This is a genomic window from Candidatus Tisiphia endosymbiont of Metellina segmentata (assembly GCF_964030715.1).
GTDB lineage: Bacteria > Pseudomonadota > Alphaproteobacteria > Rickettsiales > Rickettsiaceae > Tisiphia.
On record NZ_OZ034919.1, the window covers coordinates 724,588 to 738,783 of the forward strand.

The 14,196-nt window shown below is 35.4% G+C and carries 8 protein-coding genes and 1 tRNA gene; all 9 read right to left on the reverse strand.

Annotated features, from left to right (window positions below):
• Positions 1-198 precede the first annotated feature (198 nt).
• The 9 genes from rpoC to AAHM80_RS03890 all read right to left on the reverse strand — a co-directional run bounded on the left by rpoC (position 199) and on the right by AAHM80_RS03890 (position 13,894).
• Positions 199-4,344, reverse strand: a complete 4,146-nt coding sequence (rpoC, locus tag AAHM80_RS03850; RefSeq protein ID WP_375331903.1) for a DNA-directed RNA polymerase subunit beta' — start codon at positions 4,342-4,344, stop codon at positions 199-201.
• A gap of 83 nt (positions 4,345-4,427) precedes the next feature.
• The gene (gene rpoB, locus AAHM80_RS03855) at positions 4,428-8,534 is read right to left on the reverse strand and encodes a DNA-directed RNA polymerase subunit beta (protein ID WP_342260335.1); all 4,107 of its coding nucleotides are present in this window, start codon (positions 8,532-8,534) and stop codon (positions 4,428-4,430) included.
• Between the two features lie 1,722 nt (positions 8,535-10,256).
• Positions 10,257-10,625, reverse strand: coding sequence for a 50S ribosomal protein L7/L12 (gene rplL, locus AAHM80_RS03860; RefSeq protein WP_342260336.1), 369 nt, complete (start codon positions 10,623-10,625; stop codon positions 10,257-10,259).
• A gap of 32 nt (positions 10,626-10,657) precedes the next feature.
• Positions 10,658-11,167 (reverse strand): 50S ribosomal protein L10, encoded by a 510-nt coding sequence (gene rplJ / locus AAHM80_RS03865; RefSeq protein WP_342260337.1) that lies wholly within the window; start codon positions 11,165-11,167, stop codon positions 10,658-10,660.
• A 21-nt stretch (positions 11,168-11,188) separates the two neighbouring features.
• Positions 11,189-11,896, reverse strand: a complete 708-nt coding sequence (gene rplA / locus AAHM80_RS03870) for a 50S ribosomal protein L1 (RefSeq protein ID WP_341751672.1) — start codon at positions 11,894-11,896, stop codon at positions 11,189-11,191.
• Between the two features lie 3 nt (positions 11,897-11,899).
• Complete coding sequence (rplK, locus tag AAHM80_RS03875) at positions 11,900-12,334, reverse strand: 50S ribosomal protein L11 (RefSeq protein ID WP_342260338.1); 435 nt, start codon at positions 12,332-12,334, stop codon at positions 11,900-11,902.
• A 709-nt stretch (positions 12,335-13,043) separates the two neighbouring features.
• Positions 13,044-13,577, reverse strand: a complete 534-nt coding sequence (nusG, locus tag AAHM80_RS03880; RefSeq protein ID WP_341748452.1) for a transcription termination/antitermination protein NusG — start codon at positions 13,575-13,577, stop codon at positions 13,044-13,046.
• Between the two features lie 19 nt (positions 13,578-13,596).
• On the reverse strand, positions 13,597-13,797 hold the full coding sequence (gene secE, locus AAHM80_RS03885) for a preprotein translocase subunit SecE (protein ID WP_341748453.1): 201 nt from the start codon (positions 13,795-13,797) through the stop codon (positions 13,597-13,599).
• A 21-nt stretch (positions 13,798-13,818) separates the two neighbouring features.
• A tRNA-Trp gene (locus AAHM80_RS03890) sits at positions 13,819-13,894 on the reverse strand.
• Positions 13,895-14,196: the final 302 nt, after the last annotated feature.

Genomic DNA, 14,196 nt, shown 5'->3' on the forward strand with positions numbered 1-14,196 from the left:
AGATATGTGCTGCTCACGTACTAATGTACGCTCCGCTGCTCGACTACTGACACTCCTAGCTCTTCTTGAAGTTGACCTTCGTCTACCCAACCCTTGAAATCATAGCAGTATACATAAGGTACATGAACACGCGAATCCTTGATATTTTCAAAAAACAATTCTTCCAAGCAGAAGAGTACACTCCCTATTAAAGAGAATCTATCCTAAAGTTTTCTGATAATCGACCTCTTCCTGGTCCAATTTAGCTGCAAGTTTACGCATCCTATTCATGTAAAAGCCTGTTCCTGCTGGCACTAATCTACCAACTATGACATTTTCTTTCAACCCACGCAATTTATCAATTTTCCCAGCTATAGCAGACTCCGTTAGAACTCTTGTTGTTTCTTGGAAAGAAGCAGCAGAAATAAATGATCTAGTTTGCAGCGATGCCTTAGTAATACCTTGTAGGATTGGTTGGGCTTCAGCCGGTCTTAAACCATTATCTATAGCTTTTTTATTAATTTCGGCAAATTCACGATAATCTATCTTCTCATCAACCATTAATGTCGTATCCCCAGAATGGGTTACTTCTACTTTTTGTAACATTTGACGAATTATTACCTCAATGTGCTTATCATCAATTTTTACGCCCTGTAAACGGTAAACCGCTTGGATTTCTCCCACCATGTAGCTTGTAAGAGCTTCCACTCCCATTACCTTTAAAATATCCTGTAGAACTGGATTGCCATCAATTAACATATCGCCTTTTTTTACAAAATCACCTTCATTAACAACAACATGTTTGCCCTTTGGTACCATATACTCAATTGCTGTAGTGTTATCACTTGGCTGAATAACAATACGCCTTTTTGACTTATAGTCTTTGCCAAATTCAACTCTACCATCTACTTCTGCAATAACAGCATGATCTTTTGGACGTCTAGCCTCAACAAGTTCAGCTACTCGTGGAAGACCACCAGTAATATCTTTTGTTTTGGTTGACTCCCTTGGAATACGTGATAAAATATCACCTACTGACACCTTAGCACCATCTTCAACATTTAAAATAGCATTCACTGGCATGTAATATCTAGCCTCCAAACCATTGGATAGCATAATAGTTTCTCCATTCTCATCAACTAATTGAATACGAGGACGTAACTCTGCTCCGCGTGAATATTGTTTTGATTCAATTATAACTTTGCTAGAAATACCAGTTGCTTCATCAGTGATATCACGAATTGACACTCCTTCTACCATATCCTTGAATACAACCTTTCCAGATTTCTCGGTAATAATCGGAATAGTGTACGGATCCCTCTCTACTAATTTTTGTCCTTTTTTTACCTTATCTGAATCATCGGCTATTAATCTTGAACCATACGCTACTTTATGCCTTGCTTTCTCATTATTATTAGCATCCAATAATAATAACTCACATGAACGACCCATTACGATCTTACGTCCCTCAGAATCAACAACCACATTACGACCTAAAATCTTCACTTTTGCATCATGAGAGGCTTCTATTGAAGATATTTCAACACCTTTCGTTGCAGCTCCTCCAATATGGAAAGTTCTCATGGTCAGCTGAGTACCTGGCTCACCAATTGACTGGGCAGCAATCACTCCTATTGCTTCTCCAACTGATACTAAAGAACCAGTGGCTAGATCTCTACCATAACATCTTACACATATTCCATCAATAACCTCACATGTTAGAACAGATCTTACCATTACCACATCCAAACCAGAAGATTCGATTTCTTCTAATTTTGCTTCATTAATTAATTCACCGGCTGATAGTAATAATGCATTAGTAACTGGGTGATATACGTTAATCGCAACTGTTCTGCCTAAAATTTGCTCTGCGAGCGATACAATAACTTCACCACCATCGATAATACTTCTGACTTCTATGCCTTTTGTAGTTTGACAATCTTCATCAGTAATTATACAATCTTGAGCAACATCAACTAATCTACGGGTTAAATACCCAGAATTAGCTGTTTTCAACGCTGTATCTGCAAGACCTTTACGTGCACCATGTGTAGAATTAAAATATTCAAGGACAGTAAGACCTTCTCGGAAATTAGAAATAATCGGGGTTTCAATAATCTCACCTGATGGTTTAGCCATTAAACCACGCATACCAGCTAATTGCTTAATCTGTGCTGCTGATCCCCTTGCTCCCGAAGTAGCCATCATATATATCGAATTTACTTTCTGATGATTAGGCTTATTATTAACAGGTGTCATAGCAATTTCTTTCATCATGTCATTTGCTACTTTATCCGTACATTTAGACCAAGCATCAATCACTTTATTGTATTTTTCACCGTAAGTAATTAGACCATCAGAATATTGTTGTTCAAATTCTTTTACCTCAGTCAATGTTGAATTAATATGGCTATCTTTTGATTTTGGTACAACCATGTCGTCCATACCAAAAGAAATGCCTGAGGAACAAGCATATTTAAATCCAAGTTTCATTAGCTGATCAGCAAAGATCACTGTAGCCTTTTGTCCACAGTGGCGATATACCAAATCAATAACCGCAGATATATCCTTTTTAGTCATGGATTTATTTACAAACTTAAATCCAACATTATGATTACGTGGTAATAATTCTCCTATAATTAACCTACCAAAGCTAGTATCCACTATAGTTGATACAACCTCCCCTTCAATATTAAGCACATCGCGACGAAATTTTATCTTTGAGTGAATAGTTATTACCTTATTATACAAAGCATGTTCAATCTCCGACATGCTAGCAAAACTCATCCCTTCACCAGGTTCATTGTCAAAAACCATTGTTAAATAATAAAGACCTAGTACTATGTCCTTATCAGGGACGATAATCGGACGACCATTTGCCGGACTCAATATGTTGTTTGTTGACATCATAAGTACTCTTGCCTCAAGCTGAGCTTCAATTGAAAGAGGGATATGCACTGCCATCTGATCACCATCAAAATCAGCATTGAACGCAGCACAGACTAAAGGATGTAGCTGGATAGCTTTCCCTTCTATCAGTAAAGGTTCAAAAGCTTGGATACCTAAACGATGCAAAGTTGGTGCTCTATTCAACAACACTGGATGTTCACGTATAACTTCTTCTAAAATATCCCATACTTCTGATTTCTCAGCTTCAACCATTTTCTTAGCGGCTTTTATAGTGGTAGCAATTCCATATAATTCAAGCTTTGAATAAATAAATGGCTTGAATAATTCCAACGCCATCGTCTTTGGTAAACCACATTGGTGTAACTTAAGCTCTGGTCCCACAACGATAACAGAACGACCAGAATAATCCACTCGTTTACCAAGCAAATTCTGACGAAAACGACCTTGTTTACCTTTTAGCATATCACTAAGTGACTTAAATGGACGTTTATTAGTATTTTTCACTACTTTACCTCGACGACCATTATCAAATAATGCATCGACCGATTCTTGTAACATCCTTTTTTCATTTCTGATGATAATATCCGGTGCTTTTAGTTCAAGTAGTCTCTTTAATCTATTATTTCTATTAATAACCCTTCTATAAAGTTCGTTAAGATCAGAAGTTGCAAACCTTCCTCCATCAAGCATAACTAATGGTCTAATTTCAGGTGGGATAACTGGCAGAACAGTCATAATCATCCATTCTGGCTTATTCTCAGATTCAAGAAAATCTTCAACTAACTTAAGTCTTTTAACAATCTTCTTCTTTTTAACTTCTGAAGATGTATTTAATAAATCTTCTTGCAAACTCTTCTTTAATTCAGGTAAATCAAGTTCTGTAAGCATCTGCTGAATCACTTCAGCCCCAATAGAAGCAGTAAAACTATCTTCTCCGTACTCATCTTGTGCCTTTTGCAAACTGTCTTCTGATAAAAGGTCACCCTTTTGCAGAGCAGATAACCCAGGATCAACAACAACATAACTTTCAAAGTATAGAACTTTTTCTAGATCCTTCATAGTCATATCTAGCAATGTACTAATCCTTGATGGTAAAGATTTCAAGAACCATATATGGGCAACTGGTGCTGCTAGCTCAATATGCCCCATTCTTTCTCTTCGAACTCTAGATGTAGTAACTTCAACACCACACTTCTCACAAGTGATACCACGATATTTCATACGTTTATATTTACCACAAAGACACTCATAGTCCTTCACGGGCCCAAAAATTCTAGCACAAAATAATCCTTCTTTCTCTGGCTTGAAAGTACGGTAATTTATTGTCTCAGGTTTCATTACCTCACCAAAAGACCATGAACGCACTTGATCAGGACTAGCAATATTAATTCTTATTTGATCAAATTGCTGAGTACTGCTTAATTGTCCGTAAAAATTTGTCATCCCTGTTGTCATAAAGATTCTTCCTTAAAAAATTTTTCAGATATAGTTTAGTAAAAAGCCTCTTGGACCTTCTGTAGCAATTGCAAAAAATATCTTTAATCTGTGGTAGTATCCTCAAGCTTTACATTTAAGCACAAGGACCTGAATTCTTTGATCATCACGTTAAACGACTCAGGAATACCCGATTCAAAATTGTTATCACCTCGGACAATAGATTCATAAATTTTAATTCTACCAACCACATCGTCCGATTTTACAGTTAACATTTCTTGTAACGTATAAGCAGCACCATAAGCTTGTAGTGCCCAACACTCCATCTCACCAAATCTTTGACCTCCAAAATGCGACTTACCACCTAATGGTTGCTGAGTTACCAAACTATAAGGACCGATAGAACGAGCATGGATTTTATCATCGGCCAAATGATGTAATTTTAGGAAATATTTATAGCCAACTGTAACAGCACGATCAAAATATTCTCCTGTTCTACCATCAATCAACCTAATTTGACCTGATGGGTCTTGATCTGCAAGGACTAGCATTTCTTTTACATTCTCAACCTTTGCACCGTCAAAAACTGGGGTTGAAAAATATACCCCCTTATCGATATTATTACAAAACTCAATAATCTCTTGATTGGACATTTTCTTTATATTTTTTGTCGTTGAGTTATGCCCATATACCTCGGAAATAAAAGATTTAAGCTCTTCTACATCAATTTTTTTGTTATGAACTTGATCCAACATAGAAGATATTTTTTTACCAAGATTTACTGCCGCCCAACCAAGATGAGTCTCTAAAATCTGCCCAATATTCATACGTGAAGGTAAGCCAAGTGGGTTAAGAACGATATCAAATACTGTACCATCTTCTAAAAATGGCATATCTTCTTCTGGCATAATACGAGAGATAACACCCTTATTCCCGTGTCTTCCGGCCATTTTATCTCCAGGTTGTAACTTATGTTTAGTAGCAATGAATACTTTTACAACTTTAAGAGCACCTTGTGGTAAGTCATCACCACTTTGTAATTTCTCTACTTTGCTAGTAAAACACTTATTAAGCTTGTCTTGCTTTTCATCATAATGACATTTAATTTGTTCAATTTCATTCATTACATTAGCATCTTCAACAATCAGTTGCCAAAATTGTCCTTTTGATAATGACTTAAGGGTTTGATCACTAATCAATTGACCGGATTTTACGGATTTAGGACCGCTAACAATTATTTGTCCTGTTAAAATCTTCTCTAAACGCATAAAAACAAAATGCTCTATGATTCGAAGTTCATCATCCCTATCTTTTGATAATTTTTCAATTTGTTGCTTTTCAATAGCTATAGCACGCTCATCCTTTTCTATTCCCCTACGAGAAAACACTCGTACTTCTACCACTGTACCAGTGATCCCAGTAGGAACACGTAAAGATGAATCCCGAACATCTGAAGCTTTTTCTCCAAAAATAGCTCTGAGCAATTTCTCTTCTGGAGTCATAGGTGACTCACTTTTAGGGGTAACCTTACCCACCAAGATATCGCCTGGTTTTATTTCTGCACCAACATATACTATACCGACTTCGTCAAGATGGCGTAAACTTTCATCACTAACATTTGGAATATCGCGAGTAATTTCTTCGGGACCAAGTCTTGTATCTCTAGCAATTATTTCAAATTCTTCAATATGAATTGAGGTATAAATATCATCTTTTACAATACGTTCTGATATTAAAATCGAATCTTCAAAATTATAACCATTCCATGGTAAAAAAGCTACTAGCACATTTCTACCAAGAGCTATTTCACCATTATCTGTACTTGGTCCATCAGCAATTACTTCCCCTTTTTTTACATAATCACCAACGTTAATCAACGGCTTTTGATTAATACAAGTATTATGGTTAGATCTTTGAAATTTTAATAAATTATAAATGTCCACACTAGGTGATCCATCTGTTTTCTGCTCCTTAGTCCTTACAACTATTCTAGTTGAATCAACTTGCTCTATTATTCCATCATGCAGGGCTACAACTGAAACCCCAGAATCTTGTGCAACAATTCCTTCAATACCAGTACCAACTAAAGGAGCATCACTTCTAATAAGCGGTACAGCCTGACGTTGCATGTTTGACCCCATCAAGGCTCTATTAGCATCGTCATTTTCTAAAAATGGAATAAGTGATGCAGCAACGGAAACAACCTGCATCGGGGTAACGTCAATGTAATCCACTTCTAGAGGGGTAACCATAACAAAATTACCACCTTCAGTTCGACAGTTAATTAATTCTTCTTGTAACAAACCTTTTTGATCAACAACTGCATTAGCTTGAGCAATTTTATATTTTCCTTCTTCAATAGCTGACAAGTAAACAACTTCGTCAGTTACATGACCATCCATGACTTTTCGATAAGGTGTCTCAATGAAGCCATGCTTATTAACTCTAGCATAAGTAGCCATGGAATTAATCAAACCTATATTCTGTCCTTCTGGTGTTTCAATTGGACAAATCCTCCCATAATGAGTAGGGTGGACGTCCCTCACTTCAAACCCTGCTCTCTCCCTGCTAAGTCCACCAGGTCCTAAAGCTGATAATCTTCTTTTATGAGTTATTTCTGATAATGGATTAGTTTGATCCATAAATTGAGAAAGTTGTGAAGTACTAAAAAATTCTTTTACTACAGAAACCAAAACTTTTGAATTTACTAAATCATGAGGCATAACGGCATCAAGATCAACCACCGACATTCTTTCAAGTACTGATTTCTCTATACGAACAAGACCAATTCTGAACTGATTCTCAATTAGTTCACCAACTGACCTAACTCTTCTGTTACCAAGGTGATCAATATCATCTATCGAACCTTTACCATCTTTTAGCTCTACTAAAACTTTAAGAATATTTTTAATATCTTCAATAGTTAAAATAGCTGTAGATTCTGGTACATTAAGTTCCAATCTTGCATTCATTTTAATACGACCAACTTCTGAAAGATCATATCTTTCATGGTCAAAGAACAAGTTGTTGAATAATGTTTTAGCAGCTTCAATATTAGCTGGTTCTCCTGGTCTTAATACCCTAAATATGTCTATCAATGCTGATTCATAATTTTGATTTTTATCAGCAAATAAGGTGTTCCTTATGTAAGGACTTGATTGTGGATTTATAGCAAGTACATCGACAGACGGAATTTCAAGAGTCATAATAGAGTCCAGCATATCCATTGTGATCATTTCACCAATTTCGGCTAGTACCTCACCATTATCCGGATTAACAAGATCTTGTGCTAAATATTTGCCTACTAAATATTCACGTTCTACCAAAATATTTTGCACTCCATCTTTAGCAAATTTTTTAGCCAAACGAGGTGTAATCTTCTGACCAGATGCAAGTATGACATTGCCAGTATCCGCATCCACTAAGTCATTAACTAGCCTATGAGCAGTTATAGACTCAGGTATAAACTTTGTTGCCCAGCTTGCATTTTTGGTAAAACATGTTACCGTATCATAATAGAATTTTATAATTTCATTGGTAGACATTCCAATGGCTCTAAGAAGAGTAGTAGCATAAAGCTTTCTTTTCCTATCTATTCTAAAGTAAACAATATCTTTAGCATCAAATTCAAAATCTAGCCATGATCCTCTATAAGGTATAACTCTAGCAGAATATAGAAACTTCCCTGAAGAATGAATTTTCCCATCATCATGATAGAAAAATACGCCAGGTGACCTATGCATCTGTGATACCACCACTCTTTCTGTACCATTAATAATAAAAGTACCATTCTTTGTCATTAGGGGAATATCCCCCATATAAACTTCTTGTTCTTTAATACCTTTGATTTCTCTTGCTCCAGTATCTTCATCAATATCCCAAATACTTAATCGCAATGTGACTTTAAGAGGAGCAGCATAACTAAGACCTCTTTGAGTACATTCCTCAACATCATATTTAGGATTATCAAATTCATATTTAGCAAATTCTAAATATGCAATATTAGAGGGGTCGTGAATCGGAAAAATTGAACTTAATACTGATTGTAATCCTCTGTTTTCTCGCTCAGAATCTTTAATTCCTAATTGTAAAAAACCTTTTTCATAAGAATTTTTCTGAACCTCTATCAAATTTGGTATAGACGCTACCAAATTTATGTGACCAAAATTTTTTCTTACGCGTTTGCCAATTGATAAGGATTGCGTTGTCATATAATCTCCCGATTAATGCTTTTAATAATTTTTTATTTTGAAACCAAGTAAAAATCTACTTCAAACTTGGAATCTCACATATTACAATAGTCTCAATGTCATTCCCTTCAATGTCCCCCTACGAAAGTAGCAAGGTCTAGAAGGCTACTTTTTTAGATTCCACTACCTACGCTGAGATAATATAGAGTTTGCTTATCCGTGTATCATAGCTCGGATAACATCAACCCTAATAAAGATAACATTAAATTTGCTACTAACTTGTTACATCAAATTCAGATTATTTAGTTCAAAATTAAACTTTAATTACCAATTTCTTTACCTTAACATAAACTAAATTGTTATACTCGAATGATCTGAAGAATGGGGACAACAAACAAAGGGTGAGCAAACGCAACGTAGTAAGCCGTTGTTCGTACGCGAAATCCCCGCAAGTATTTGCGAAAACAATTCTTCAAAGCAGAAGAGTATAACTTAAATTTCTTTTTTAGTATTCTATATAAACTCCAAATAAAGATAAAAATCTAAAAAAGCTCGATTTAAAAATATTACTTGAATGATTTAAAGAATTAGAGCATAAAACAAGAGGGGAGCGTAGCATATGTACATTAGGAATAAAAACATGCGAATACTCTGTAATTTTGCGAAACCAATTCGTTAAATTATTCAAATATAATAGGAGTGTACTTAAATGATTTGAAGAATGGGGACAATAAACAAGGGCTAAGCGAACTAGGCGTACATCTAGTACGTAAATACACAAATACCCGAAATTTTGCCACACCAATTCTTTAAAGTAGAAAAATATACTAAAATGTACAAATCTGTTTCTTATCTTCATCTGATTCAGAATTTTGGATAAATAAATACAAAGACCTATTAAAGCAAAAGAACTTTGTCTTAAAAGTTTTATAAGTTTTTGTACAAAATGTAATAGTTTATACGGGTATGATAACATATTTAGCAACATAACTCGTAAACCAAATAGAATATCACACAACAAGTTCATTTCCATTATTAACAATACAAACCTAGATTTAGTCCCAAAATGTTTCTACCAATCTATGTATATTCTAAATCTTGCAGTATACTCGAATGTGACTCCAAATTGAATTTGAAAATGAGGGGCGAGTCAATGGAGCGTACATAAGGTACGTGAGTACACGAGTCCCTGATATTTTCAAAAAATAATTCGGAGTCACATTCGAGTATACATATATTTATTATTGTTTTGCTTTATAAAGAAAGGCTATCACAAAACTACTACATGGGTATAACTTAAGCAGCCTAAGTATACTCTTCTGCTTTGAAAAATTGTTTTTTAAAATATCAGGGACTCGTGTACTCACGTACCTTATGTACGCTCCATTGACTCACCCCTCATTTTCAAATCCAATTCTCCAAATCATTCGAGTATATCATCCCTGTGACGGTTAATGTCATTCCTGCCTACACGGGAATGACATCTTTTTTGTTAAAATACTGCTCAACAATAACAACCCTGTGCTTAAGTTAATACCCATAAATGGGGATTCTCATACTTACAAATGTACGCTTAATCTTTTACCCCTTTGTCCCTATTCTTTAATCACTATACTCTATAATTAACTTAGAAAGTTATCCTAACAACCTTCACAGAGCCTAATTAATATGAACTTACACAAACAAGTTTTTAATACACCCCCAAAATAAACTCTAGGTTTTCCCGCCCGATGGTATACTCAATTACTTTAATTCAATTTTTGCTCCAGCTGCTTCTAATTTTGCTTTAAAACTTTCAGCATCTTCTTTATTTACACCGGATTTAATAGTTTTTGGGGCAGCATCTACTAACTCTTTAGCCTCTTTTAAGCCAAGACCAGTAAGTTCTCTAGTTATCTTAATTACTTCTATTTTTTTATCACCACTACTGACTAAAACAACTTCAAACGCTGTCTTTTCAGCTACTGCTTCTGATGCTACAGGACCCGCCACCTGTGCTACAGGAGCTGCAGCTGTTACACCCCATTTTTCTTCTAGCATTTTTGCAAGCTCTGCTGCTTGAATTACTGTAAGTGTTGACAATTGATCTACGATTTTTACTAGGTCTGTCATAATTTTCTTCCTTTTAAAACTTTTTTATTAAATTATTCTTTATTTGCATAAGCTTGAAAAACTCTAGCAAGCTTGGCTGCAGGAGCTTGCACCACACCAGCAATTTTAGTTGCAGGAGCTTGTACCATACCAATAATTTTGCCTCTAAGCTCATTTAATGAAGGCAATTTTGCAAGTTGTTGTACAAAATTCGCATCTAATACTTGATTATTTACTAAACCACCAACTATTTTCAAACATTCATTAGTTTTAGCAAATTCTACAACAACTTTCGCAGCTTCAACAGGGTCTTCAGAATATGCAAAGGCTGTCGGACCAACAAGCAAATGTACAATATCACCAATACCAACCTTATTTGCTGCTATTTTTGACAAAGTATTTTTAACTACTTTGAACCCCGCATTTTTTGCTTTAAGAGACCTACGTAGTAGAGTTACTTGACTAACAGTAAGCCCATGATAATGAGTAATTATCACGGAATTTGACCGTTTATACACCTCTTCAAGTTCTACGACAAATTCATGTTTCTCTGATCTTAACACCTTAACTCTCCTTGTCGTATTTTACGATATACTTGCTAAATCTATTTTTACTGATGGACTCATAGTAGAAGATAGATATATTGCTTTTAAATAATTTCCTTTAGCACCAGAAGGCTTTGCTTTAACTACAGCAGATATTAAAGTTGATGCATTATCTAGCAAATCTTGTTTGGAAAATGATAATTTACCAATTCCAGCATGAATAATACCTGCCTTTTCAACCCTATACTCTACTTGACCACTTTTGGCATTTTTAATTGCCGTTACGATATCGGTAGTTACAGTCCCCAGTTTTGGATTTGGCATTAAGCCCTTTGGTCCCAAAATTCTTGCCACTGCACCTATTGCTGGCATCATATTTGGTGTTGCAATACAAACGTCAAAATTAATTTTTCCTGCTTTAATATCATCGATAATTTCTGTAGAACCAGCAATATCTGCTCCAGCCGCTTTAGCTTCTTCTATCTGCTCATCCTTACAAATCACTGCAACTCTACTAACTTTACCGGTACCAGCGGGTAGTGCCACAACACCACGCACCATTTGATCCGAGTGCTTAGGATCTACCCCTAATTTCATCACCATTTCCAAAGTAGAGTCAAATTTAGTATAAGACACAGACTTGAGTAGCTCTATTCCTTCTGCTAAAGTGCGGTTGCCAACTAGAGCTACTTTTTTTCTTGCTTCTCTAATCTTTTTGCCACCAACTAATTTTTTATCAACTAACATACATTAATCTCCTACCACTTCAAGACCCATAGATTCAGCAGTACCACGAATAATTTTAGCGGCAGCTATTAAATTATCAGTATTAAGATCTACCATTTTAATTTTTGCAATTTCAATGCAATCTGACATGGTAACCTTACCAACAAATGCTTCTTTTTTAGTAGCACTGGAACCTTTAGGAATTTTAGCAAATTGTTTTAAGTAATACGATGCTGGAGAAGTCTTAGTTACAAAAGTAAAACTATTATCTTCATAAGCAGTAATCACGACTGGGATAGGAGTCCCTGGTTCAATAGCTATCGTCGCAGCGTTAAACGCCTTACAAAACTCCATAATATTAAGTTTCTTCTGACCAAGTACAGGACCAATAGGTGGGGATGGATTAGCCTTACCTGCTGGCACAGTTAACTTAATATAAGAGGTTATTTTTTTTGCCATTATAATCTTATCCTTACTTATTTAATTAATAGCTTTATTCACGTGAGCCTTGTCAATACACTCTCGTTCCTAGCTAAAAGCATTGCCCGCATGAATCACTAGTATGTCATTCCCGCTTCGGTAAGGAATCCATAATATCTAATAGCCTTTGCAGGCTATTTTTTGGATTCCCGCTTTTAGCTAGGAATGATATCGTTTTTGACCTTGTAAGTACCATACTAACGTTACCGTTTTTGATCCACGCTAGCAAAGCATTCCCACGTAGGCAAGAATCTAAAAAAGCAGCCTAAAAGACTATTAGACCCCAGCTTACGTTAGGATTACATCACACGGTAATATTATATCGAATTCAGCTTAACCTCAGTTCGATAACAAATTAATACTAGGCTTAGTATCATCCCTATTAGTGCTAATGTCACCCCGCGTAGGCAGAGGTCTAAAAAAGTCTAAACAACCTAGAAGGCTCTTTTTAGATACCAGCTTACGCTGGGATGACATAGAGTTTGCTTAAGTTGACACTCATGCACCTTTAGCTAGGATGCTAGAGACAATAAACTGCATACTCTTCTGCTCCTACGAATTGTTTTTTGAAAATATCATGGATTCGCATGCGTAACTATACTATATGTACGCTACGCCTGCTCACCATTCATTTTCAAATCCAATTCGTAGGATCATTTGAGAGTACACACCCTACCCTAAACAAACCCTAATTATTTTTCTTAACCTGCGTAAAATTTAGTTCTATAGGAGTTGCTTTACCAAAAATAGATATAGACACACGCAATCTATTTTTGTCATAATCAATTTCTTCTATAACCCCTGTAAAAGTCTCAAACGGACCGTCAGTAACAATTACTGCCTCACCAATTTCATATAATTTCGAAACCCTAGCATCTTTGGTTTCAGCTTCCAGTTTACTAAAAATATTTTGTATTTCTTTTTCGCTAAGGGCTTGTGGTGTACTTTTACCACCTAAAAAACCTGTAACCTTAGTTACACTTTTTACCAAATGCCAAGAATCATCTGTCATATTCATTTTAATCAGAATATAACCAGGCATAAATTTCTTTTCTGTCTTAACGTTTTTACCACGTTTAACTTCAGGTACTTCAATAACCGGAACAACGATATCCTCAAAAAACTCCGACATACCCTGTTTAGCAATTTGATCGAGAATCATTTGCTTTACACGCTTTTCTGAGCCTGATAATGTATGAATAACGTACCACTGCACCACAATTTTTCCCTAAACCTATTCTTTACTTCCCAATATTAAGTAAAACTTGCATTATGCTATGTATACCGTAGTCTAACACCAAACAAATTATACTAAAAATAAATACAGCCACCACTACTATAAGAGTTGAAGTTATCAACTCTTTCTTACCAAGCCAAACAATTTTATAAACTTCTTGCTTTACTTGCTCGTAAAATTTGTAAACTCTATTTTCCTTTAACATATTATACGAACTCATTATAGTTGGCAGGAGCGACAGGAATCGAACCCGCAACCTTCGGTTTTGGAGACCGACGCTCTACCAATTGAGCTACACTCCTATCATATTTTTATCAAAAAGTCAAGTGTTTTAATTTCAATAAAATTCTTACTTATTCGAATGATGCCATTAGCCAAGGCAATTTAAAAGTCACTTCTCATTTTTGATGTCATATATAATATCATATTATACATGATACACTAATTGATAACTGCTTTTCGGCTTATCTCATGACCACTGGTCATCTATATAGTATCCTTCCTCACCTGCCAAGTCCATTTTTCCTCATCTCCTTATTATTCACAAAAAATAACATTATAGCATATAATTATGTAATACACTAATAGCTATCTTAATAATTTT